This is a genomic window from Eubacterium aggregans (genome assembly GCF_900107815.1).
Lineage (GTDB): Bacteria > Bacillota > Clostridia > Eubacteriales > Eubacteriaceae > Eubacterium_O > Eubacterium_O aggregans.
The window spans coordinates 99,092-120,721 of the sequence record NZ_FNRK01000004.1; the positions used below are offsets into that span (position 1 = coordinate 99,092).

Annotated in this window: 25 protein-coding genes; 17 read left to right on the forward strand and 8 right to left on the reverse strand. The window is 51.5% G+C overall.

Annotated features, from left to right (window positions below):
* The first annotated feature begins 1 nt into the window (after position 1).
* From hemA to BLW33_RS03590, 16 genes are read left to right on the forward strand one after another with little or no spacing between them, the layout of a single operon-like run.
* The gene (gene hemA, locus BLW33_RS03515) at positions 2-1,243 is read left to right on the forward strand and encodes a glutamyl-tRNA reductase (RefSeq protein WP_090305134.1); all 1,242 of its coding nucleotides are present in this window, start codon (positions 2-4) and stop codon (positions 1,241-1,243) included.
* Positions 1,243-1,827, forward strand: coding sequence for a precorrin-2 dehydrogenase/sirohydrochlorin ferrochelatase family protein (locus BLW33_RS03520; protein ID WP_090305137.1), 585 nt, complete (start codon positions 1,243-1,245; stop codon positions 1,825-1,827). The genes hemA and BLW33_RS03520 overlap by 1 nt, the downstream gene beginning before the upstream one ends.
* Entirely contained in the window at positions 1,824-2,732 is a 909-nt protein-coding gene (gene hemC / locus BLW33_RS14210) for a hydroxymethylbilane synthase (RefSeq protein WP_090305139.1), read from the forward strand. The genes BLW33_RS03520 and hemC overlap by 4 nt, the downstream gene beginning before the upstream one ends.
* Positions 2,729-4,255: a uroporphyrinogen-III C-methyltransferase gene (gene cobA / locus BLW33_RS14215; RefSeq protein ID WP_090305142.1), complete on the forward strand. Its 1,527-nt coding sequence runs from the start codon at positions 2,729-2,731 to the stop codon at positions 4,253-4,255. Before hemC ends, cobA begins: the two co-directional genes overlap by 4 nt.
* On the forward strand, positions 4,242-5,207 hold the full coding sequence (gene hemB / locus BLW33_RS03535; RefSeq protein ID WP_090305145.1) for a porphobilinogen synthase: 966 nt from the start codon (positions 4,242-4,244) through the stop codon (positions 5,205-5,207). Before cobA ends, hemB begins: the two co-directional genes overlap by 14 nt.
* Complete coding sequence (gene hemL / locus BLW33_RS03540; RefSeq protein WP_090305147.1) at positions 5,208-6,503, forward strand: glutamate-1-semialdehyde 2,1-aminomutase; 1,296 nt, start codon at positions 5,208-5,210, stop codon at positions 6,501-6,503. It begins immediately after the preceding gene.
* Positions 6,496-7,290: a sirohydrochlorin cobaltochelatase gene (locus BLW33_RS03545; protein WP_090305150.1), complete on the forward strand. Its 795-nt coding sequence runs from the start codon at positions 6,496-6,498 to the stop codon at positions 7,288-7,290. The genes hemL and BLW33_RS03545 overlap by 8 nt, the downstream gene beginning before the upstream one ends.
* Entirely contained in the window at positions 7,287-8,051 is a 765-nt protein-coding gene (cobM, locus tag BLW33_RS03550) for a precorrin-4 C(11)-methyltransferase (protein WP_090305153.1), read from the forward strand. The genes BLW33_RS03545 and cobM overlap by 4 nt, the downstream gene beginning before the upstream one ends.
* A gap of 11 nt (positions 8,052-8,062) precedes the next feature.
* On the forward strand, positions 8,063-9,124 hold the full coding sequence (locus BLW33_RS03555) for a cobalt-precorrin 5A hydrolase (protein WP_090305156.1): 1,062 nt from the start codon (positions 8,063-8,065) through the stop codon (positions 9,122-9,124).
* A gap of 12 nt (positions 9,125-9,136) precedes the next feature.
* The gene (gene cobJ / locus BLW33_RS03560) at positions 9,137-9,877 is read left to right on the forward strand and encodes a precorrin-3B C(17)-methyltransferase (RefSeq protein ID WP_090305159.1); all 741 of its coding nucleotides are present in this window, start codon (positions 9,137-9,139) and stop codon (positions 9,875-9,877) included.
* A complete protein-coding gene (gene cobK, locus BLW33_RS03565) occupies positions 9,874-10,644 on the forward strand; it encodes a precorrin-6A reductase (protein ID WP_090305162.1) in 771 nt (256 codons plus the stop codon). Before cobJ ends, cobK begins: the two co-directional genes overlap by 4 nt.
* Complete coding sequence (locus tag BLW33_RS03570) at positions 10,644-12,134, forward strand: cobyric acid synthase (RefSeq protein WP_090305165.1); 1,491 nt, start codon at positions 10,644-10,646, stop codon at positions 12,132-12,134. The genes cobK and BLW33_RS03570 overlap by 1 nt, the downstream gene beginning before the upstream one ends.
* A gap of 15 nt (positions 12,135-12,149) precedes the next feature.
* Positions 12,150-13,142 carry an adenosylcobinamide-phosphate synthase CbiB gene (gene cbiB, locus BLW33_RS03575; RefSeq protein WP_242911586.1) on the forward strand — a complete coding sequence of 331 codons (993 nt, stop codon included), beginning with the start codon at positions 12,150-12,152 and terminating at the stop codon, positions 13,140-13,142.
* Between the two features lie 19 nt (positions 13,143-13,161).
* Positions 13,162-14,214, forward strand: a complete 1,053-nt coding sequence (locus BLW33_RS03580; RefSeq protein WP_090305172.1) for a pyridoxal phosphate-dependent aminotransferase — start codon at positions 13,162-13,164, stop codon at positions 14,212-14,214.
* A 2-nt stretch (positions 14,215-14,216) separates the two neighbouring features.
* Positions 14,217-14,777 carry a bifunctional adenosylcobinamide kinase/adenosylcobinamide-phosphate guanylyltransferase gene (cobU, locus tag BLW33_RS03585; RefSeq protein ID WP_090305175.1) on the forward strand — a complete coding sequence of 187 codons (561 nt, stop codon included), beginning with the start codon at positions 14,217-14,219 and terminating at the stop codon, positions 14,775-14,777.
* A gap of 24 nt (positions 14,778-14,801) precedes the next feature.
* The gene (locus tag BLW33_RS03590) at positions 14,802-15,308 is read left to right on the forward strand and encodes an SEC-C metal-binding domain-containing protein (protein ID WP_090305178.1); all 507 of its coding nucleotides are present in this window, start codon (positions 14,802-14,804) and stop codon (positions 15,306-15,308) included.
* A 69-nt stretch (positions 15,309-15,377) separates the two neighbouring features.
* Here the strand turns inward: BLW33_RS03590 and BLW33_RS03595 are convergent, their stop codons facing one another.
* The 7 genes from BLW33_RS03595 to BLW33_RS03625 all read right to left on the reverse strand — a co-directional run bounded on the left by BLW33_RS03595 (position 15,378) and on the right by BLW33_RS03625 (position 20,838).
* Entirely contained in the window at positions 15,378-16,421 is a 1,044-nt protein-coding gene (locus BLW33_RS03595) for a uroporphyrinogen decarboxylase family protein (protein WP_090305180.1), read from the reverse strand.
* Between the two features lie 383 nt (positions 16,422-16,804).
* Positions 16,805-17,857 (reverse strand): tyrosine-type recombinase/integrase, encoded by a 1,053-nt coding sequence (locus BLW33_RS03600; RefSeq protein ID WP_090305183.1) that lies wholly within the window; start codon positions 17,855-17,857, stop codon positions 16,805-16,807.
* Between the two features lie 163 nt (positions 17,858-18,020).
* Positions 18,021-18,440, reverse strand: coding sequence for a type II toxin-antitoxin system HicB family antitoxin (locus BLW33_RS03605; protein WP_090305186.1), 420 nt, complete (start codon positions 18,438-18,440; stop codon positions 18,021-18,023).
* Between the two features lie 34 nt (positions 18,441-18,474).
* Positions 18,475-18,660, reverse strand: coding sequence for a type II toxin-antitoxin system HicA family toxin (locus tag BLW33_RS03610; protein ID WP_090305189.1), 186 nt, complete (start codon positions 18,658-18,660; stop codon positions 18,475-18,477).
* A 126-nt stretch (positions 18,661-18,786) separates the two neighbouring features.
* The gene (locus tag BLW33_RS03615) at positions 18,787-19,113 is read right to left on the reverse strand and encodes a hypothetical protein (protein WP_176966608.1); all 327 of its coding nucleotides are present in this window, start codon (positions 19,111-19,113) and stop codon (positions 18,787-18,789) included.
* A gap of 78 nt (positions 19,114-19,191) precedes the next feature.
* On the reverse strand, positions 19,192-20,091 hold the full coding sequence (locus BLW33_RS14500; RefSeq protein ID WP_341456143.1) for a hypothetical protein: 900 nt from the start codon (positions 20,089-20,091) through the stop codon (positions 19,192-19,194).
* A gap of 48 nt (positions 20,092-20,139) precedes the next feature.
* Complete coding sequence (locus tag BLW33_RS03625; protein WP_090305195.1) at positions 20,140-20,838, reverse strand: LexA family transcriptional regulator; 699 nt, start codon at positions 20,836-20,838, stop codon at positions 20,140-20,142.
* A 162-nt stretch (positions 20,839-21,000) separates the two neighbouring features.
* Here BLW33_RS03625 and BLW33_RS03630 point away from each other — a divergent pair, with 162 nt between their 5' ends.
* The gene (locus tag BLW33_RS03630; protein ID WP_090305198.1) at positions 21,001-21,231 is read left to right on the forward strand and encodes a helix-turn-helix transcriptional regulator; all 231 of its coding nucleotides are present in this window, start codon (positions 21,001-21,003) and stop codon (positions 21,229-21,231) included.
* 167 nt (positions 21,232-21,398) lie between these two features.
* Here BLW33_RS03630 and BLW33_RS03635 read toward each other — a convergent pair whose 3' ends face one another.
* Positions 21,399-21,566 carry a YjzC family protein gene (locus BLW33_RS03635; protein WP_090305201.1) on the reverse strand — a complete coding sequence of 56 codons (168 nt, stop codon included), beginning with the start codon at positions 21,564-21,566 and terminating at the stop codon, positions 21,399-21,401.
* Positions 21,567-21,630 lie beyond the last annotated feature (64 nt).

Genomic DNA, 21,630 nt, shown 5'->3' on the forward strand with positions numbered 1-21,630 from the left:
GATGAAGATCGTCGTCGTGGGGATCAACCATAAGAATACGCCCTTAAACATCCGGGAAAAGGGCTCCTTTATGACCAGAACCCTGAAGGAGGGGATTGAGGCCCTGAAACAAGAGGAATCCATCGCCGAGGTCCTCATCCTTTCCACCTGTAACCGCAGTGAAATTTATGCAGCGACCCGGAACCCGGAAGCGGCCCTGGCTGCCTTGAAAGATTACTACCTCAAGGCGAAATCACCCGAGCTTGAGGACTATCTGTTTAGCTACAGGGAAAGAGAGGCGATGCTTCACCTTTACCGGGTGGTCACAGGGCTGGACTCCATGATTTTAGGAGAGGACCAGATCCTGGGCCAGGTGAAAGATGCCCTGGAAAAAGCCCAGTCCGTTGGGGGTGCCGGGAAATATCTCACCAAAATATTCAGAGAGGCCGTTACCTTTGCCAAAAAGGTAAAAACGGTGTATAAAATTTCCGAGACCCCGGTATCGCTAAGCTCCACGGCGGTGAAGCACATCAAGCGGACCTACGCGAATTATGCGGATAAACGGGTTCTCATCATCGGTTCCGGAAAAATGGGGATTTTGGCCCTGCGCTACATGGCGGCCGAGGGATTTCACTCGGTGTATATGACCAATCGGACCTATCATCCAGGGGACGAATACCGGGGGATATACAAAGGGGTGAATGTCCTCCAATACGATGATCGGTACACCGCCATTGAGGAGATGGACGTGGTCATTTCCGCCACTGCCTCCCCCCATGTGGTCCTGAAAGAGGAGCTGATGGCCCAGCGGAAAAAACCTCTGATGATCATCGATATGGCCCTCCCCCGTGATGTGGAGCCAGCCATTGGTGAGATGCCCGATGTGGCGCTCATTACCGTGGATGATTTCAAGCATATCATCGACGAAAAGATGCATTACCGGGAGCAGATTGCCGCAAAGATCGAGGGAGAAATTGACAGCGAAATCGACGGGCTTATGGTGTGGATCACCAAATCCAAGGTGGATAATATGGTGGCCCATTTTAATAACCATGCCGGAGAGCTGGCGGACGAAACCATTGAGATTTTAAATGGCCGGCTAAAGCTGACAGATAAGGAAGAAGAATTCCTGTCCAAAATTGTCCGGTCGAAATTCCGGGAAATGGTGATGCCTTCCATTCGTCAGTTGAAAACCCTGGATAACGAGGATGATATCCTGCGGTTTGAAAAAACCATTGCCTTCCTGACCCAGGAGGGGCAGTAATGGCCGGGCGCCTACCGTTGCTTTTTACCACAGAGGGACGAAAAGCTTTGGTGGTTGGCGGCGGAAGAGTGGGATGTCGTCGGGCAAGGACCTTGGCTGAATCTGGCTGTATCCTTACCCTGGTGACGGCGGACCTTCCCGTCGAGGCGGTGGCCGGCGTTACCCTCTGCCTGGCAAGCTATGGACAGGAGCACTTAGAGGGCATGGCTCTGGTGGTTGCGGCAACGGACGATGTCCGGGTCAATGCCAAAATTGTGGCGGACTGCAAGGCCCGGGGAATCCTGGTGAATTGTGTGGATAATCCCGGGGCTTCGGATTTTATCTTTCCGTCGGTGGTTCGCCGGGGAGACCTGACCCTGTCGGTGTGTACCGAGGGGGCCAGCCCGACCCTGACCAAGGCCATTGTGTCAGAACTGAAAGGGCGATACGATGAAAGCTACGCCCGGCGCCTGACCTATTTGAAAAAGCTGCGGCAAAGAACCCTGGCATCATCCCTGGATAAGGATGAAAAACAGGCCCGTTTAAAGGCCCAGGCAGCAATGAGTGTGGAAGAATTACAGAAAGAGTGGGAGAAGGAGCAATGAAAATTATAGTCGGTTCCCGGGGGAGTAAGCTGGCAGTGGTGCAAACCAACTGGCTGCTGGACACCCTTCGAAAAGCCAATCCCCAGGTGGATTTTGAGCTTAAAATCATCACCACCAAAGGGGATACCATCCAACATAAGGCACTGGATGCCATTGGGGATAAGGGCCTCTTTACCAAGGAGCTGGAGGATGCCCTGCTGTCCGGAGAAATCCAGATGGCGGTCCATAGCATGAAGGATATGCCTTCATCCCTGCCAGAGGGCCTGACCCTTTCGGTACCTCCGAAGCGGGAGGACCCTTCGGACGTCCTGGTGACCCCCCATGCCATCACCAGTATTTTAGATCTGCCCCAGGGGGCGGTGGTGGCCACCGGGAGTAAACGTCGGATCTACCAGCTGAAGGCTCTGCGTCCGGATTTAGAAATTGTGGGGATTCGCGGGAACATCGATACCCGTATCCGAAAGATGCAGGAGCAGGGATTAGACGGGATTATTCTGGCGGCGGCAGGAATGCGCCGCATCGGCGTGTACGATGCGCCAGAGTACCATGTGGTCCCCCTGAACCCCAGCACCTTTGTCTGTGCCCCGGCCCAGGGAATCCTGGCGGTGGAAATTAGAGAGGATAACGAAGACGTCAAGGCTCTCATGGCCACGGTTTGTGATGAGCGGACCCGGGTTCAGATGGAAGCGGAACGGGGATTCCTCGTGGGGCTTAACGGAGACTGCCATATCCCCATCGGGGCCTATTGTGAGCTGGCTGAGGACGGCAGCATTTGCCTCCACGGGCTGTACGGTACCGAGGATGGCAGCCGCCTGGTGGCGGATATCCTCACGGGGGATGCCCGTCAGGCAGCAGAAATCGGAAATCAATTGGCAATTGCCATGAAAGGTCAGGTGGACGGATGAGCGGAATGATATATCTAACAGGGGGCGGCTGTGGGGACCCGGGACTGTTGACGGTCAAGGCCCGGGAAAAGCTGGAAACCTGTGACGCTGTGGTCTACGATGCCCTGGTGAATCCAGAGTTCTTAAATTATGTGAAGCCTGACTGCGAAAAATATTACGTGGGTAAGCGGTCCTCCAACCATTACCGGACCCAGGATGAAACCAATGCCCTTTTGGTGGAGCTGGGACAAGCCGGAAAAACCGTGGTGCGCTTAAAGGGGGGCGATCCCTACGTCTTTGGTCGTGGCGGTGAAGAAGGGGAAATCCTCTACGATGCCGGGGTCGCCTTCGAGGTGATCCCGGGGATTACCTCCGCCATCGGGGGACTGGCCTATGCCGGGATTCCCATTACCCATCGGGATTGCACCTCCTCCTTCCAGGTGGTGACGGGACATCTAAAATCGGACAACAACGATTTGGATTGGCCGGTTTTAGGGAAATCCAAGGGGACCATCGTCTTTTTAATGGGGGTGGAGAATCTGGGGAAGATTACCGAAAAGCTCATGGAAAACGGCATGGAAGCCACCCGTCCGGCGGCCCTGGTCCATCGGGCCTCCACGCCTAAACAGCGGGTGGTCACCGGGACCTTAGCCACCATTTGTGAGATTGCCACCGCCGCTAAGATTACGGCCCCCAGCCTCATTGTGGTGGGGGATGTGGTCAGTAAGCGGGAAAAGCTGCGTTTCTTCGACAACCGTCCCCTCTTTGGAAAGACGGTGTTAGTCACCCGTTCCCGGACCCAGGCCTCCTCCATGGTGAAAAAGCTCCAGGATTTAGGAGCTGCCACCATCGAATACCCCACCATTAAAATCAGCCCGGTACCGGAGGCCATGGCGCATCTGGATGCGGTGCTTCCGGTTTTATCGGATTACACCCACATTATCTTCACCAGTGTCAATGGGGTGGAGCTGTTCTTCTCGGCCCTGGCCTCCGCAGGAATGGACAGCCGTGCCTTTGGGGGTCTCCATGTTACCGCCATTGGAAAGGCCACGGCAGATCTGTTAAAGGCCCATGGTATCGTGCCGGACTTCGTTCCACAAAAATATGTGGGCGAGGAGCTGGTGGCAGGCTTAGCCCCCTTGCTAAGCGCCGACAGCCGGGTGCTGCTGCCCCGGTCTAAAAACGCCCGGGTTCTGGTGGCTGAGGAGCTGGCTAAAATCTGCCCGGTGGAGGAAATCCCCATTTACGAAACCATCCGGGAAACCCGGGATGATGTGGATGCCCTTGCTCTGCTTAAAGAGGGGGCCATCGACTATATCACCTTTACCAGTTCCACCACGGCCCAGTTCTTTGTGGAGAAAATCGGTCCTGAAAACATCGCCCTGACAAAATCGGCGGTCTGCGTCTCCATCGGGCCGGTAACCTCAGAGCGAATGGCGGATTTGGGATTGTCCGTGGATATTGAAGCGGTGGAATATACCATCGACGGAATGTTAAAGGCAATGCTTAAAATGAAAAAGGAGAAAGACAATGTTACCCACTAGATTACGTAAGAATGCGGCTGTCCGGAGCCTGATCCGGGAAACCACCCTCTCCATGGAGGATGTGGTGTATCCTCTGTTTGTGGTGGATGGGGAGGGCATTCGCCGGGAGATCCCCTCCATGAAGGGCCAGTACCATCTGTCCCTGGATATGCTTAAGACCGAGGTGGTGCAGCTCAGGGAGCTGGGCATCCGCTACGTCATCCTTTTTGGGGTGCCGGATGAAAAGGACGCCGAAGCCACCCCAGCCTTTGTGGAGGATGGCATCGTCCAGAAGGCGGTCCGCACCATCAAGGCAGTGGACCCGGAAATGTACGTCATTTGCGATGTGTGCCTGTGTGAATTCAAAAGTGACGGCCACTGCTGCTTCTTCCATGACAATGGGGATATCAAGCGGGATAAATCCCTGAAGACCCTGTGTAAGGTCGCCGTGAGCCAGGCAAAAGCCGGGGCGGATATGGTGGCCCCCTCGGATATGATGGACGGCCATATTGAAGCCCTCCGGGATGCCCTGGATGAGGCTGGTTTTGAAAGTATTCCCATTATGGGGTATTCGGCGAAATACGCCTCTACCTTCTACGGCCCCTTCCGGGATGCCGCCAATTCTGCACCGGCCTTCGGGGATCGGAAGAGCTATCAGATGGACCCTGCCAACGTAGAGGAAGCCATGAAGGAAGTGGCCCTGGATGTGGAGGAAGGGGTGGATATCGTCATGGTGAAGCCCGCCATGCCCTATCTGGATATCATCGTCAAGGCCAAGGAGCTTTCCTTCCTGCCCATGGCAGCCTACCAGGTCAGCGGGGAATACGCCATGATCCGTAATGCCGTGGACGCCGGGCTCCTGGATGAGCGGGCCATTTATGAAAGCCTGCTGTGTATCAAACGTGCCGGTGCCGGCATCATCATCACCTATTTTGCCAAGGAACTCAAGGCTTTGATTGGAGCGTACCAATAAATGGAACACAGTCAGTCTGAACAACTCTTCACCCGGGCCTGTAAAACCATCCCCGGGGGGGTCAACAGCCCGGTCCGGGCCTTTGGCTCCGTGGGAATGCCCCCGGTCTTTGTGGACCACGCCCAGGGGTCCCACATCACCGATGCCGATGGCAATACCTACCGCGACTATATCTGCTCCTGGGGTCCCTTGATTTTAGGTCACAGCTCCCCCGTTTATTACCAGGGGATCGAGGCTGCCCTGGCCAAGGGAAACACCTACGGTGCTCCTACGGAAATTGAGGTGGAAATGGCCGAGCTGATCTGCGACGCCTATCCCTCCATGGATATGGTGCGTATGGTCAACTCCGGCACCGAGGCCACCATGTCAGCCCTTCGTCTGGCCCGGGGTTACACCGGTCGGAATAAATTCATTAAATTTGAGGGATGTTACCACGGCCACAGCGATGCCCTCCTGGTTAAATCCGGATCCGGCACCCTGACCTTTGGGGTTCCCACCAGCGCCGGGGTTACCGAAGGGGCAGCCCAGGATACCCTGGTGGCCACCTATAACGATTTGGATTCCGTTCAAGCCCTCTTTGCCGAAAATGCCGGGGAAATCGCCGCCATTATCGTGGAGCCTGTGGCTGGAAATATGGGGGTGGTCCCGCCAACCCAGGCCTTTATGGAGGGCCTGCGAAAAATCACCGAGGACAACGGTGCCCTCCTTATCTTCGATGAGGTCATCACCGGATTCCGGGTGGCTTACGGCGGCGCCCAGGCAGTCATGGGCATTACCCCGGATTTAACCACCCTGGGTAAGATCATTGGAGGCGGGATGCCCGTGGGCGCCTTTGGCGGCCGCCGGGATATCATGGAAAAGCTGGCCCCAACCGGGCCGGTGTACCAGGCCGGCACCCTTTCCGGTAATCCTATCGCCATGGCCATGGGGCTCAATACCCTGCGGTATTTAAAGGCCCATCCCGAGGTGTATGATGCCATGGAAGCCCGAGCCATCCAATTGGAAGAAGGCTTCAAGGCCAATATTGAAGCCACGGGCATTGCCGCACAAATCACCCGATTCAAAGGGATGATGTGTCAGTTCTTCACCGATACCCCCATTGTGGACTTTGCTTCGGTGATGACCAGCGATACTGAAAAGTATGCCCGGTATTTCCGGGCCATGCTGGAAGCTGGCAATTTGCTGGCCCCCTCCCAATTTGAAGCCATCTTCCTCTCTGCGGCCCACACCCAGGAGGATGTGGCCCAGACCATTGCCGACCATCGGGCGGCCCTGGAGGAACTGGCCCATGGGTAAGAAAGCGCTCCTTGTCATCAGCTTCGGAACCTCCTACCCCGAAACTCGGGCGAAAACCATTGGAGCCATTGAGAAGGTCCTCCAGGCAGCCTATCCTGACCACGATTTTTACCGGGCCTTCACTGCCCGGATGATTATCAAAAAGCTTAAAAATCGGGATGGTGAGGTGGTGGATACGCCCTTGGAAGCCCTGGAACGCCTGAAAACGGCGGGCTACGAGGAGGTGGTCTGTCAAACCACTCATGTTATTAACGGTTACGAGTACGATTTGACCCTCTCGGAGCTCAGACAATACGCCCATGATTTTAAAACACTGACCCTGGGGGTTCCGCTGTTAACTACCCAGGAGGATTTTGAGGCAGTGGCCCGAATCCTCGCTGGGGATGTCCCAGAGCTGTCGGTGGATGAAGCCTGTGTCTTCATGGGGCATGGGACGGATCACCACGCCAATAGTGCCTACCCTGCCATGGATTATTATTTTAAGCATCACGGTTATCCTGGGGTGTTTATGGGAACCGTTGAGGGGTTTCCGGAGCTTTCGGATATCCTGCCGAAACTAGAAGCCGGGGGCTATAAACGGGTCCATTTAATGCCTTTTATGATCGTCGCCGGGGACCATGCCCAAAATGACATGGCCGGGGATGATGAGGAATCCTGGAAGAGCCAGTTAATGGCCCAGGGCTACGAGGTGGTGTGCCATCTTGTGGGAATTGGAGAAAATAAAGCTATCCAGGAAATGTTCGTCGAGCATGCCCGGGAGGCCAAAGACGTAAAGGAGATATTATGAGTACAAATACAGTCTATTTAATTGGAGCCGGACCAGGGGATCCGGAGTTGATCACCCTAAAGGGCAAACGCCTGGTGGATGAAGCAGATGTCATTATCTATGCCGGTTCTCTGGTGAACCCCGGGGTGCTTGAAGGCCATAAGGCCGATGCCCAAATCCACAATTCAGCCTCCATGACCCTGGATGAAGTCATTACCGTCATTAAGGACGGCGTGGCCCAGGGTAAACGGGTAGTCCGGGTACACACCGGAGATCCCTCCATTTACGGCGCCATCCGGGAACAGATGGACCGCCTGGAAGGCGAAGGCATCGCCTATGAGGTAGTACCCGGGGTGAGCTCCTTTACTGCCTCCGCCTCCGTGCTGAAAAAGGAATTCACCCTGCCGGATGTCTCCCAGACCGTTATTTGTACCCGGCTGGAGGGCCGGACCCCGGTACCGGAAAAGGAACAGCTGGAATCCCTGGCGGCCCACCAGGCCTCCATGGCCATCTTCCTCTCCGTCCAGATGATTGATGAGGTGGCTGCCCGTCTCATGAAGCACTATCGTCCGGATACCCCCATTGCCGTGGTTCAGCGGGCCACCTGGCCGGATCAGAAGGTCGTCCTGGGAACCCTTTCCACCATTGCAGATAAGGTATCAGAAGCCGGGATCACCAAGACCGCTCAGATCTTAGTGGGGGATTTCCTGGGGGATCAGTACAGCCTGTCCAAGCTCTACGACCCCAGCTTCTCCCACGAATATCGCACCGCCACGAAATAAGCGGCATCGGGATGAAGACGAATTTTGGCCATTGGGCCATCGTTGCCGTCAGCCGGGATGCCACAATCCTTGGCCTTCGGGTCAAGGGGGTTCTGGAGGAATGGCCAGCGACCGTGTACACCCTCCCCAAGTACTGCACCGATGAGACCCAGGCCATTGCTGGACCCATGGCGGATTTTTTTGGTTCGATTATGGCACAGTACGACACCATTTTGTGCATTATGGCCACAGGAATCGTGGTGCGTAGTATCGCCCCTCATTTGGGGCACAAATCCACGGACCCGGCAATCCTGGTTATGGACGCAGCGGGAAAATACGTCATTAGCCTGGTATCCGGGCATTTAGGGGGAGCCAATGAGGCCGCGGTAATGCTGGCTGGCCGGCTGGATGCTTCCCCGGTGATTACCACGGGAACGGATGTCAAGGGAAGCCTGGCGGTGGATGTTCTGGCCGAAAAGCTGGGCTGTACCATCGCGGACTTCACCGATGCCAAGGACGTCACCGCCGCTATCCTGGATGATGAAATAGTCGCCATTGAGGATCGGATGGGGGTGGACTTCACGGGAATCGTCCTCCCGGCCAATATCCTTCTCCCTGGAGCTGAGGGACACCCGGAGGCCCAGTGGCGCATTGTTATCGACGATGCCCAAGCCCCGGAGAAGTTGCTGCCAGGACACAGCGTCCAGTTGGTGCCCAAGAGCATCACTGTGGGCGTTGGCTGTCGGCGGGATACGCCGGGAGAGCGTATAGTACAGGAGCTGACGAAGCTTTTGAATGCGGTGGGCTATCACCAGGGGGCGGTCAAGACCCTGGCTACCATCCCATTAAAGGCCGATGAGCCGGGAATCCGGGAGACATCTGAGCGATTGGGTGCAGATGTCAAAATCATTTCCAATGATTTCGTCAAGATGGTCCAAAGCCGTTTTGAGGGTTCGGATTTTGTGGAAAAAACCACGGGTCTTCGAAGCGTATCCGAGCCCTGCGGCTATGTGGCTTCGGGCTTTGGCCACTGTGTGGCACCTGTGGTAAAATGTGGGGGGATCACCCTCTCCCTTTGGAAAAAGAAAAAGTGAAAGTGAGATAAGATGAGCAAAAAAATCTATGTAACGGGCTTAGGACCGGGACTGTATGAACATATGACCGAGGCGGCCAAGACCTCCCTGGAAGTGGCGGATATCATCGTCGGGTACAAGACCTACATCGATATTATCGCGGATTTGGTGGAGGGTAAGGATGTCCGCTCCTCGGGGATGCGCAAAGAAGTGGATCGCTGCCAGGAATGTCTGGATCTGGCAGAAGCCGGCAACACCGTCACCCTGGTGAGTTCCGGGGATGCGGGCGTTTATGGCATGGCAGGCATCATGATGGAAATGGTGGAAAAACAGGGCAGCGATGTGGAAGTCATCGTGGTCCCGGGGATTTCCGCCGCCAATGCCGCGGCCTCCACCCTGGGGGCACCGCTGATGCATGACTACTGCGTCATCAGCCTGAGCGACTTAATGACGGACTGGGAGGTCATTAAAAAGCGAATTCACTGCGCAGGAGAAGGGGACTTCATCGTCGCCCTGTACAATCCTAAGAGCAAGGGCCGTCCCAACAACATCGTGGAAGCCCAGGAAATCCTTCTAAAATACAAGGCGGGCAGCACTCCGGTGGGTATCGTCCGCAATGCCAAGCGCACCGATGAACAGGCCACCATCACCACCCTGGAGAAGATGTGCGACGCAGAAATCGATATGTTCTCCATGGTCATCATCGGGAATTCCAAAACCATGGTGACGAAGGATAACCTCCATATGATTACACCCCGGGGGTATCAGCTTTGATCAGCCCCATCCTAGTCCTCGGCGGAACCGCCGATGGCCGGGCGGTAACGGATGCTCTGCTGGCCAGGGGGGAGGCGGTCATTTACTCCTCAGTCAGCGGCATGAATGCCCCGGACCCCGGGGACTGGCCTCAGCTTACCAACCAGGTGGGCGCCATGGATGGGCAGGAGATGGCCACACTCTTAGAAAAGCATGCCGTCAGGCTGTGCGTGGATGCCACCCATCCCTACGCCAAGGCGGTTTCCCAGACGGCCATGGCGGCCTGTGGGGACCAGGGGGTGGATTACCTTCGCCTGGAGCGCCCGGGACTGTGCAAACGCCGGGAGGATGTTCGCTTTTTTAAAGATTACGACGAGATGGTGGCGTATTTAAAGGATCATCCCGGGAATATACTGACTACCACCGGAAGCCGGGAGCTTGGGCATTATGCCCCCCTTCCCAAGGAGCGCCTACGCCTTCGGGTGTTGCCCACCAGTGGGGTTTTGGCCAAGTGTGAAGAATTGGGATACACCGCCGCCCAAATCATCGCCATGCAAGGGCCCTTCACCCTCGAAATGAATGTGGCCATGCTGCGCCAGTTTGATATCCGGTATCTGACCACCAAGGACAGCGGAAGCCTCGGGGGGGTGGCCCAAAAGGTGGATGCAGCCCTGGAGTGTGGGGCAGAGGTCCTCTGTGTGGCCCGGCCTGGGCTTGACTATCCCCGGGTGTGTGAAACCCCAGAGCAGGTGCTGGACTATATTATAAATGGAGAGGAAACAGTCTGATGGCAAAGAATATCATGTTTCAGGGCACAGGCTCATCGGTGGGGAAAAGCCTGCTGACGGCAGCGGTGTGTCGGATTTTAAATAACAAGGGGCTTAAGATCATGCCCTACAAATCCCAGAATATGGCCCTTAATTCCTATATCACCGCCGACGGTAAGGAAATGGGGCGGGCCCAGGTCACCCAGGCGGAATGTGCCCGGGTAGAGCCGGATGTGTCCATGAACCCCATCCTCTTAAAACCCAATTCCGATGTGGGATGCCAAGTCATTTTAAATGGGGTCGCGGCATTCAATATGGATGCCCGGGAGTACCACGCCCATAAGGCCCATTTAGGCCAGGTGGTCATGGATGCCTATAACAAGCTGGCAGAGGATGCCGATATTATTGTCATTGAAGGGGCTGGCAGCCCTGCGGAAATTAACTTACGGGAAAACGACCTGGTCAACATGGGCTTGGCTGAAATGGTGGACGCACCGGTGGTCCTCATTGGGGATATCGACCGGGGGGGCGTCTTTGCCTCCATCTACGGCACCATCAAGCTGTTAGAACCCGAGGAGCAGGCTCGAATTAAGGGCTTCATCATCAACAAATTCCGGGGGGATGTGTCTCTGCTGCTGCCGGGAATTAAGACCATTGAAGAAAAGGTGGGAATCCCCTGCCTGGGGGTGGTGCCCTACGCCCGGTTGGTCATCGATGACGAAGATAGCGTTACCGAGCGCTGGCAGGAACAAAAGGACGGGGTGATCACCATCGGAGTGGTGCGCCTGCGACACATTTCCAACTTCACGGATTGTACGGTTTTTGACATGTACCCGGATGTTAGGGTAGAATATTATGAGAACCAGCGCCAGCTCAGCCGGGCCAATCCAGATTTATTGGTGATCCCTGGGAGCAAAAATACCATCGATGATGCGGTGAAGCTCAAGGAAAGCCGAATGGCAGAGGAAATCTGCCGCCTGCGGGAGGCTGGAATACCGGTGGTTGGCATCTGCGGCGGATACCAGATCCTCGGCAAGACCATCTCTGATCCAGGCGGTGTAGAATCCAGCCTCGGCGTGGTAGAGGGCCTGGGCCTATTGGATATCGATACGGTGATTGAGGCGGAAAAGACCACCACCCAGCGGGAAGGCACCATCACCCAGGATTTCCTGGGAATGGGGATGACCGGCAAGGGGGTCCATGGCTATGAAATCCATATGGGGATTTCCAAAACCTTAGCGGGTGCCGAAGCCTTTTGTAAGCTGTCCGATGGACGGTTAGACGGTGCGGTGTCACAGGATGGCCAGGTCATGGGAACCTACCTCCACGGTATTTTCGATAATGATGCCTTTAGGGAAGGGCTTTTGGCCGCCCTTAAGGCGAAAAAGAATCTGGAGGCTGGAGAAGCCCTGGATTTTGCCCGGTTTAAGGAAGAGCAATACGATAAGCTGGCCGCCATCGTGGCAGACAGCCTGGATATGGACTTGCTGGAAAAAATCATTGAAGGATAAATTATGCTATTAGGGATGAGTACAGGAATATGGGTCTGTCTCATGGTGTTGGCGATGGTCATCGACTGGATGATTGGGGATCCCCGGTGGATTCCCCATCCCATCGTCTTCATTGGGAAACTCATCAGTTTTTTTGAAAAGCGCCTCAATAGAGGAAGGGCACGGCGGGCCAAGGGGCTTCTGATGTGGGTGATGGTCATCGCCATCACCGTGGCCTGCGTGCTTTTGGTGCAATGGGCAGCCAGTAAGATCAACATTATCTTCTTCTATCTGGTGAACCTGTGGTTTTTGACCACAACTCTGGCAGAGCGCTGCCTAAAGGATGAGGTGCATAAGGTTTACGATGCCTTAAAAGCCGGAGACCTGGAGCAGGCCCGGATACAGACCGGTTACCTGGTGGGACGGGATACCACCGAGCTCTCTGAGCATGAAATCATCCGGGCTGTGGTGGAAACCACCGCGGAAAATACCGTGGATGGGATTTTAGCCCCCCTTTTTTATATGACCCTGGGCTGTGTGACCTGGCGTTATATCCCAGAGCTGAACCCCTTAGTGTGGGCCATGGTCTACAAGGCGGTTAATACCATGGACTCCATGGTGGGGTATATTCAGGAGCCCTACACCCAGTTTGGGTTCTTTCCCGCCAAACTGGATGATGGGTTTAATTTCATTATTGCCCGGGTTGGAAGTATATTTATGCTTTTTGCCGGAGGGTTTTTGGGGTATAATGCCCGAGAAGGGTGGAATGTTTTCTGTGGGGATCGAAAAAACCACAAGAGTCCAAATTCTGCCCATCCGGAATCGGTGATTGCTGGATTACTGGGCATCCAGCTGGGAGGAGACAATGTCTATTTTGGTCAAGTCCTCAAAAAGCCGACCATCGGAAGGGGTAATAACGCCCTGACTGCCGACGATATTATAGAGACAACCGCCATTGCTAAGGGTTCAGAAATCGTCATGATGGTGGTTATTTGCTTGGCGTTCTTGGTAATTTATTCTTTAGGGTGATCGGGATAGGAGATGGAGTATGAATGTTCATGGTGGGTATCACGGCGGCAATGCGAAAATGTTGGATTTCAGCGTCAACATCAATCCCTTGGGGATGCCACCGCGCTTGAAATACGATTTAATCGCAGCAATGGATGATTTAGGACGATATCCGGAAATCGCCGGTGCCAGTCAACGGGATCGTTTGGCGGGCCACCTGGGGGTTTACCCCGGCCAGGTCATCCTTGGCAATGGAGCCATTGAGCTGATTTACCTTTTTGCCCGCAGTCTGTGCCGTTCGGACAGTAAGGCCCTGATTGTATCCCCCACCTTCAATGAATATCGCCGGGCCCTGACCATGAATGGCTGGGAAGGGGTAACAGAATGGGTGGCCGGTGCCGATGTGGATTTCCGCATTGATCCCGGTGCGTTGGCCAGAGCTATTGCGGAGGAGCAGCCCAACGCCGTCTTCATCTGCAACCCCAATAATCCAACGGGGATGGCTTATTCCTGTGATTATCTCAGGGATCTGATGGATGAGTGTGACCCCGGGATTCTATGGTTCATCGATGAATCTTTCATCGATTTTTCCACCAAGGAATCCAGTCTGACCCTGGTGGCCGATGAAGGCCGCCCGGTGATCCTCCTCCGGTCCATGACCAAATTTTTTGGGATTCCAGGCCTGCGTATTGGTTATGCCGTCGGGCATGAGGCCATCATCCATGCCATGGAACGCTACAAGGAACCCTGGAGCATTAATTCCCTGGCCTTAGAGGCTGTGGATACGGTGTTTCGGGACACGCGCTATATGGAAACCACCAAGAACTACATCAGGAAGGAACGCCACCGGGTGTATGTGGCCCTTTCCAAGTTGAACAACTTAAAGGTGTATCAAAGTGCGGCGGATTTCCACCTGTGCCGGCTGAAATGTGGGACAGCGGCAGCCCTCAATGAGGGGCTGAACACCCGGAATATCAATATCAGAACCTGTGAGGATTTCACAGGCCTGGGATCGGACTACTTCCGGATCGCCGTAAAAAAAGCAGAGGACAACGATGCGCTTATGACAGCACTAACTGAAATTGTGGGGTAAATATGGGAAAATTAACCTTTATCACCGGGGGAGCCCGGAGTGGAAAAAGCTCCTTCGGAGAAAAGCTGGCCAAGGAACACGGCGGGGCAGTGACCTATATTGCCACCGCCGTTCCCTTTGACGATGGGATGAAGGACCGGATTGCCCATCACAGGCAGCAGCGTCCAGCAGAGTGGCCCACCATTGAGCAGTACCGGGATTTTGAAAACCTGGGGGATATGGAAGCCTTTCAATCGGCGGAAGTCATCCTTCTGGATTGTCTGACGGTGCTCATTACCAATAATATGATGGACTTCAATGTGGATTACGACACCATTTCTATGGATGAATTTTCTGCCATTGAAAAGGCCATCCAAGAGCAGGTCATGACGGTGGTGGATATTTGTGTGGCCAGCGATAAGGAAACCATTATCGTGGCCAACGAGGTGGGCCTTGGCCTGGTGCCAGCCTACCGCATGGGCAATTTCTTTCGGGATATTGCCGGACGGGTGAACCAAATGGTTGCGGCTAAAGCGGATGCCGTTTATTTTACCGTTTCGGGAATCCCCATGAAAATCAAGTGATTACAAAAGAGATAGGAGAGTGACATGAGTTTATTTGAACAATGGAAACAGGAAATAGAAGCACATTCCGAGGATCAGCAGGACCAGGAAGCATTCTGGAAGGCATTTTGTCAGAAGGAACAGGGCATTTATGAAGATCTTTTAGGAAAGAAAGAGGCCGCCATCACCGGAACGGTTGCCGGATTTGCAGAGCAGTACCGCATGACTGAAGCTGAAATCATGGGATTCTTAGACGGCATCAGCACAAGCCTGTCCACCGAAGCCCCGGTACTGGACGACATGACCCCAGAGTCAACGTTTAGCTTTACCATTGATTTTGAAAAATTATTCTGGAATATGCTGGCTGTTCCGGCAGAATGGCTCTTTACCCTTCCCCAATGGGATGGTATCCTGTCCCAGGAAAAAAGGGACGAGATTTTCAAAGACTTTAGAAAGCGCAACACTGTGGTCAATGACGGCCCCAAGGTGGGTCGAAATGATCCCTGCCCCTGTGGGAGTGGGAAAAAATATAAAAAATGCTGCGGCCGATAGGCTGTTAAAAACGCCGTTACCCATGGAGTCAATCCGGGGTAACGGCGTTTTTAGTGGGGGATGAGTCCGTTAATTCGAATACTTGCCGTAGGTTTTGGCTTCCTCCACCATCACCTTGGCCAAATGGAAATCCAGGGCGGCGGGGTACTCGCATCCAGTGGCCAGCATAAAGCCGCCATCCTTCTTATAGGCATCAATCTGCTCGCGACAGACCGTGCGGACCTCTTCCTCGGTGGCCGCATAAATGAAGCCGGGCTCCACATGGCCCATAATGGTAATCGCCTTGCCATATTTTTCCTTAAGCTCCGCCATGGTGGCACAATCCGGGGGGAGGTGCTGGAGGGAAATCAAGACGGGATGCATCCGTTCAATCTGCTCCTTAATGTAAATGCCGTTGCCGCAATTGTGAAGCATGACCATGCCGCCGTGATCTCGGACAGCGTTGCAGATATCCACCATATAAACCCCTTCAAATTCATCCCACATCTTGGGGCTCATAATGGACTTTGAGGCAAAGAGGGTGTCGAACATAATGGCGTGGCACCCCACCTCCAATAGGGCGATGGCTAACTCTGTAATGGTGTCGGCAATATTTTTAAGGGCGATTTTCAGCTTATCCGGACACATCATCAAATCCATATACAGATTGTCCTGGCCCCGCATCATCCCCAGGATCCCCAGGGGTCCAAAGACAAAGCCGACAATGGGCTTCTCCTGTCCCTTTCCCTCATAGAGCAGCCGGGCCAGCTCGATGTGCTCTTTCATCCGAGGGGTTTCCCTGGGATTGAGGACGCCGATTTTGGCATAATCCTCCTCCGATTGAATCAAACAATTGTCGTAATTGGGATGGGCGGCGGCATCTTTGCTGTATTCCAGCTCCTGTCCCCAGTCCGCAGCCTCCACCGAGAGATCCACCAAGGTACTGATACAGTCACAGCCCACCTCATCAGTGGCCTTGAGGATGGCCTCTGCACACTTGGGCACATCCTTGGTCCATTCTTCGTAAGAAATCCCCAGGGCCTTCCGGGAGACACTGTTAATGAGTGGATAAACTGGGATACGGTCAGCCTCCTTATGCTGCAATGCCAAAGTGACACGTTCCATTGAATTCATAATATTCCTCCTTGTTCTGCTTTCTTTTTTAAAAGAAAGTGAAAATCATCGTTACCCCTAGGATACCGGAAATGACAACAAAGGTATGGAAAAAAGAAAGATATTTTTGGTAAATTCTCATGGAGTTGATGGGATGATGGGAAAGAGAGGGATGAAATGGAGTAAAAGGACGAAGAAAGTATAAGAATATATGGTTTTTGTAAAATGATTGACACGCTCAAAGAAGTGTTAACACGGGCGAAGCCCCCAGTAGTAACGAGACTGGGGGCTTGTTTTTTTAAAGTAATCAGCTGAAGGATTGGTGAGGATGACTACCAGCTACCGCCGCTATATCGCTGTTTTCCTGGTCTTGGGGCACGCTGTGTGTTTTTTGTAGGTTAGTGCTATATTGTTATCTTCTCAATTTCCGCCTTCAGGCTTTCAATTGTACGATGCGTGTATACTTTTTCCGTGATGTCATTGACCTCATGGCCAACGATTCGCTTGAGTAGATACTCGTTTAGCTCGCACTCCTTCGCAAGGGTGATGAAAGTGTGTCGAGTATCATGGGGCTTATGGTTCATATTGAAACGCTTCATGATTTTATTCCAGCGCTTTCGATAGGCCTCGTAGTCCATCGGGGCTCCATCCTCACGATAGAATAAGAACTCTTTTTCAGGGTCATAAATATCCTGGATAATCGGAATGATCTTAGAATGGATCGGCACGATACGGTTGATGCCGGAAGCGGTTTTGATGCCGCCCTGCATCGTACCGGCATCAAGATTGATTTTATCCGTCCTGAGCTGTGCAAGCTCCCCGGGGCGCCATCCAGAGTATAGAGCAACGGCAATCATGTTCATGTATGGAAAATCCAGGTTGTCAAATACAATGGCGCGCTCGCTTTCAGAAAACGGAATTCTGATAATTTTTGGCTCAGCCTTTCCAACGGAGTCCACCAGGGCGGCATAATCCTTTGTGGCAATCTCGTGCTTTAGAGCATACCGATACAGATGATTGTATAATGATTTAATGCGTCCCTTCATGTGCAGGCTTGCATCCTCGCCTTTTTTATTTTTGGCTGTTTTAATGACATCCTCCAGGATATCGACTTTGAGGGATGCGAAAGGTAGGTTATAGAGTCTCTCACAACAATAATAAGCACTGTCCCAGCTCCGAAGCGTGTTGGGGCTTGATTTTTCCAGCAAGTTATCTTTCCATTTCTCAAAGACTTGAGCAAAGGTGAGGGCCCCGGCTGTCGTTTCATATGGATTCTCATTGTACAGGGCCAAGGCTTCAATAGCCTCTTTTTTGGTACGGTAGTAGCCGACATACTTATATTTCCGGGTAACGCTCTTATCTTTAATTTCTCTTCCAATAAAAACTCTGGCCGCCCACGGCTTATGGCGCTTGCCAGACAGCCGGTAAACACTGCCAAAGCCATTCGGTAATCTCATTTATTGTACCTCCAATGATTAATTTTGGGTATAAAAATCCCCGGAGTTGTTGTAAAAACCCGGGCTGGATGGTACAATTATCTTGATTGGAGACATGTTGTAGCCATCCGGCTCGGTATGTCAAGCCGCTTTCCCATTGCAGTGGGAGAGCGGCGTTTTTTATTTACTTCGCAATATGTAACTTTTCAATCAAAGCTTCCTGCAAAACCTGGGAAAAATTAAGGCGCCTTTCGGTTGCCATGGATTCCAGCCAGGCTGGTAGGGTCAGATTCTTTTTAACAGATTGTTTGCCGTGCTTGCGTGAGTAAGCAGCAATGTCCATGACGACATACTGGACGAATCCATCTGTACCGATATCAGGGTCTGGGGTGATTGCCCTGGCATCGCTGGGGGACGGGACAGGGTTTCCATCTTCGAGTTCAAGCATAATCCAACCACTTGCTGCGTCCTCTGCCATTGCCATGGCGTCGGCCATTGTTTCCCCCTGGGTCACACAGCCTGGCAGATCAGGGAATTCGACAGTATAGCCTTGTCCGTCTTCCCACGGATAAAACACGGCGGGATAAGCTGATTTATTAGCCATTTTTGGCCTCCTTTATATGATGAAGCGGCTGGGGCTACTTGAGCCCCGCCTGCTTTCGAATGCTTTTTACCGTTATGGGGTCGATGTCTTTTCCGTTGTGGTTTGGGATGGTGACTTTTCCCGGTTTTGTGGGATGTTTGAAGTGGTGATGAGAACCAACCGCTCGAACAAAGTACCAACCGCCATCCTCAACCATCCGAACCGCTTCACGAAATCTCATACTGACCTCCTTTCTAACTATATTATACGCCTAATACGTATATAAGTCAATGAAAATATACGCATAATACGCATGTTAATATTATCTGTTTACCTCACACTGTCTGGGCGGATAGGGGAGGGGGGCTTATTTATCAAGTTTTGAGGAAATTTCATTCAAGAGCCGGATGATTATCCAGTTCTGCTCCGTAATACTGTTTAAATATGTAAGACTAGCCATGTCTGAGGTGTTGCCTTTTAGTGCGGCTGAAATTGCAGCTAAATTATTTCCTGCTAGACCACGCATTGCTTTGATGGACGCATTTCTATATTCCTCGGGCAAGTCGGAAACTTCTCTGTCATTTAACATCTCCTGAATTTGTTTTTCCTGTTCCGCTTGTTTTGCCAAGAGTTTTTCTTCTTTTTTGTTTCCAAAGGCCATAACATTTCCTTTCTTTTTACGTCGAGTAGACATATTATTAAATCCGGCAATCCGCCATTTTTAATCAAATGATTTGCGTCTTTTCTGCTTCAACAGGGAAGCAGCGTTTTTTTATTCAGACATAGAATTTAGATATGTGATGTTTTCTGGGTTCAAGAAATCATTATACTTTGTAAGTTCCAATTTAAATTTGTCAATTCTGTTCTTTCGCCCAGTTTCTGTTTTAAGGGTCATTGCATCTGCGTAAACGCGGTCGAAAAAGCGATTTACTATTTTTGCTTTTTCCTTCAGTAGCGATTCTAAATCACTTGTCGGGTTCGATTCCGTGTAGCTAAGATAGTCTTCAAGAAGTGCGAGGTATTGCAGGTTATTAATAAGAAGATTAAATCTGTCAAAGAAGACATCAATTTTGGAAGTCTCATTAATGATTTTTACACAATCCTTGGAAATGCGGATTCGGTTATCTGCTTGTTCCATTGCCATATTTAATAATTCGTTATAGCTGACGTTCTGTTCAGCTAAATCTGGAATGAGTAACAATTTTAAACCTACTAATTGGTCATTGCCCGTGTTTGCGGAGATGGTGCTATTTGCTTTTCGAATGCGAAGTCCTTTCCACAGCAGAAACCCGCCAAGAACTAACCCTACCGCAAACGGGCCAAAAGATGGAAGAGATCCAAAAGATCCTATGAGTAATAAAACGCCAAAGATTAACCAAGGCACTCCGGTTTTTTTCTTTTCTGGTCTTGTTACTGGAATTGGTTTTACCGATGCGTATTTTGAGGTGCTTGTTTTGTTTTTAGTACTTCCTGAATTACCAAGGTCTTTATAGCTCACTGTAGTCTTATTGTAAACTTTGTTGTAAGCTGCCTTTTTAGGATTGTTTACCCACCCCATGCCTTTCTTTCCATAAGCGGGGTTAATCGTTCGTTTTATTGCACGCTTCCCTCTTCCAGTAGTTCGGGCACTAATCGATTTTTTTATTGATGGTTTACGCATACCAATTTTCATTTAGAATCTACGCCTTTCTTTTTTACGTCTACAGAAACATTACTGAATCTATGCCTTCCCCAACACCTTCCCAACAATCCGTAGATCATCGGAAGCTGTGACGACAATGGGGGAATATTTTTGATTGAGTGAAATAAGAGAATGCCCTTGTCGGTCCATCTCCTTGATGAAACCTTCGCCATTAAATATAAAGATGCCGATTTGTCCGTCCCGGAGATCTTGCTGCTGTTTAACATAGACGATATCCCCACTTTCATATTCTGGTTCCATGGAATCTCCAGATACCTGAACGGCAAAATTTGCATCGTGTGGTGCGTTTTTAAAAGTACGTAGCTCGTAATCATCGGAGTCCAGGAAAACGCCGGTCCCTGCTGAGGTCGGTAATAGATAAAGGGGAAGTTCACTTTCGTTGACACGGTCGCTTTCTGGCTGGCTGGTGCATCGTTCGTGTTCTTTGTTGAGGACCGTTGTTACGAGATCCTGACCGTAAGGGTCGAGGTCACGGTATTTTAAGATATGTTTTCTTTCTTCAATGGAAAAAACATCCACACTATCAGAATCATCAAAGTCATCTAATGTACATCTTAAAACGCGCGCAAGCGATTTTAATGTTTCAAGTTTTGGATCTTTTGTTGTACCATTTAAAATTTTATTTAGAGTGCCCATAGGAACACCGGATTTAATAGAAAGCTCTTCAGTGGTTAGATGAAGGGCTTTTTTGTATTCATTAATTTTTTCAATACCCATTTTGTCGTTCTCCTTTGATTGTATAATACGCCCTCATAATTCTTGTGTCAAGCAAAAAAATACCGTCAACGGTAAATAATTTTCACAAATCGATTGACATAGACCGTTAACGGGTTTATTATATAAGAAAATAACCGTTAACGGTCAGAAAGGAGGATTGAAATGTACCGTGTCTTAATCGGGAAAATGGCAGAACATGGAGTTAAGCAAAAGGATTTGGCTGAGGAACTTGGTGTAAGTGAAAAAACCATCTATAACAAAATCCAAGGTAAGACCAGTTTTTCGTGGGATGAAGCCAATAAAGTACGTAATTCTATTGAGCCAGGATTTCCTTTAGAGGAGTTGTTCAAATTCGAGAGTGAAAATCGAATTGTCAATCGGCTTAAGGCCTAGAAAGGAGGTGAGGGGAAGTGCATCATTATATCTCGTCATACATTGAATCAGATGTACGATATGTCGAATCGTGGTTGCAAATCAATTTGTTTGGAAGGAGTTTCTGCTTTTGGAGAAAGCGAATACCCATTAAAAAAAGCCGCTGTTAGTAGTAGCGGCTTCGATGTTTAAAGTCTTTCCCATTTACGTCCGGATTCCTGAGTCGGCGGTAGTCGATCACCTTGGTCGATATCAACAATGCGCGGATTTTGCACTTGTCCACCACGTGGACCGACTTCACGGTATTTGCCAGGTGTTTGATTGTCGGTACCTGGCTTGATTAAGTCTTTACCCATTGTCAGCTCCTCCTTTCTATATGTTGAATTGATTCTATCAGAATCGGTAAATATTTACAATATA

What these genes read in the sequence shown, in the direction of transcription:
- hemA (WP_090305134.1), top strand. Translation starts at nt 2, where the DNA reads ATGAAGATCGTCGTCGTGGGGATCAACCATAAGAATACGCCCTTAAAC.
- BLW33_RS03520 (WP_090305137.1), top strand. Translation starts at nt 1,243, where the DNA reads ATGGCCGGGCGCCTACCGTTGCTTTTTACCACAGAGGGACGAAAAGCT.
- hemC (WP_090305139.1), top strand. Translation starts at nt 1,824, where the DNA reads ATGAAAATTATAGTCGGTTCCCGGGGGAGTAAGCTGGCAGTGGTGCAA.
- cobA (WP_090305142.1), top strand. Translation starts at nt 2,729, where the DNA reads ATGAGCGGAATGATATATCTAACAGGGGGCGGCTGTGGGGACCCGGGA.
- hemB (WP_090305145.1), top strand. Translation starts at nt 4,242, where the DNA reads ATGTTACCCACTAGATTACGTAAGAATGCGGCTGTCCGGAGCCTGATC.
- hemL (WP_090305147.1), top strand. Translation starts at nt 5,208, where the DNA reads ATGGAACACAGTCAGTCTGAACAACTCTTCACCCGGGCCTGTAAAACC.
- BLW33_RS03545 (WP_090305150.1), top strand. Translation starts at nt 6,496, where the DNA reads ATGGGTAAGAAAGCGCTCCTTGTCATCAGCTTCGGAACCTCCTACCCC.
- cobM (WP_090305153.1), top strand. Translation starts at nt 7,287, where the DNA reads ATGAGTACAAATACAGTCTATTTAATTGGAGCCGGACCAGGGGATCCG.
- BLW33_RS03555 (WP_090305156.1), top strand. Translation starts at nt 8,063, where the DNA reads ATGAAGACGAATTTTGGCCATTGGGCCATCGTTGCCGTCAGCCGGGAT.
- cobJ (WP_090305159.1), top strand. Translation starts at nt 9,137, where the DNA reads ATGAGCAAAAAAATCTATGTAACGGGCTTAGGACCGGGACTGTATGAA.
- BLW33_RS03570 (WP_090305165.1), top strand. Translation starts at nt 10,644, where the DNA reads ATGGCAAAGAATATCATGTTTCAGGGCACAGGCTCATCGGTGGGGAAA.
- cbiB (WP_242911586.1), top strand. Translation starts at nt 12,150, where the DNA reads ATGAGTACAGGAATATGGGTCTGTCTCATGGTGTTGGCGATGGTCATC.
- BLW33_RS03580 (WP_090305172.1), top strand. Translation starts at nt 13,162, where the DNA reads ATGAATGTTCATGGTGGGTATCACGGCGGCAATGCGAAAATGTTGGAT.
- cobU (WP_090305175.1), top strand. Translation starts at nt 14,217, where the DNA reads ATGGGAAAATTAACCTTTATCACCGGGGGAGCCCGGAGTGGAAAAAGC.
- BLW33_RS03590 (WP_090305178.1), top strand. Translation starts at nt 14,802, where the DNA reads ATGAGTTTATTTGAACAATGGAAACAGGAAATAGAAGCACATTCCGAG.
- BLW33_RS03595 (WP_090305180.1), bottom strand. Translation starts at nt 16,421, where the DNA reads ATGAATTCAATGGAACGTGTCACTTTGGCATTGCAGCATAAGGAGGCT.
- BLW33_RS03600 (WP_090305183.1), bottom strand. Translation starts at nt 17,857, where the DNA reads ATGAGATTACCGAATGGCTTTGGCAGTGTTTACCGGCTGTCTGGCAAG.
- BLW33_RS03605 (WP_090305186.1), bottom strand. Translation starts at nt 18,440, where the DNA reads ATGGCTAATAAATCAGCTTATCCCGCCGTGTTTTATCCGTGGGAAGAC.
- BLW33_RS03610 (WP_090305189.1), bottom strand. Translation starts at nt 18,660, where the DNA reads ATGAGATTTCGTGAAGCGGTTCGGATGGTTGAGGATGGCGGTTGGTAC.
- BLW33_RS03615 (WP_176966608.1), bottom strand. Translation starts at nt 19,113, where the DNA reads ATGTCTACTCGACGTAAAAAGAAAGGAAATGTTATGGCCTTTGGAAAC.
- BLW33_RS14500 (WP_341456143.1), bottom strand. Translation starts at nt 20,091, where the DNA reads ATGAAAATTGGTATGCGTAAACCATCAATAAAAAAATCGATTAGTGCC.
- BLW33_RS03625 (WP_090305195.1), bottom strand. Translation starts at nt 20,838, where the DNA reads ATGGGTATTGAAAAAATTAATGAATACAAAAAAGCCCTTCATCTAACC.
- BLW33_RS03630 (WP_090305198.1), top strand. Translation starts at nt 21,001, where the DNA reads ATGTACCGTGTCTTAATCGGGAAAATGGCAGAACATGGAGTTAAGCAA.
- BLW33_RS03635 (WP_090305201.1), bottom strand. Translation starts at nt 21,566, where the DNA reads ATGGGTAAAGACTTAATCAAGCCAGGTACCGACAATCAAACACCTGGC.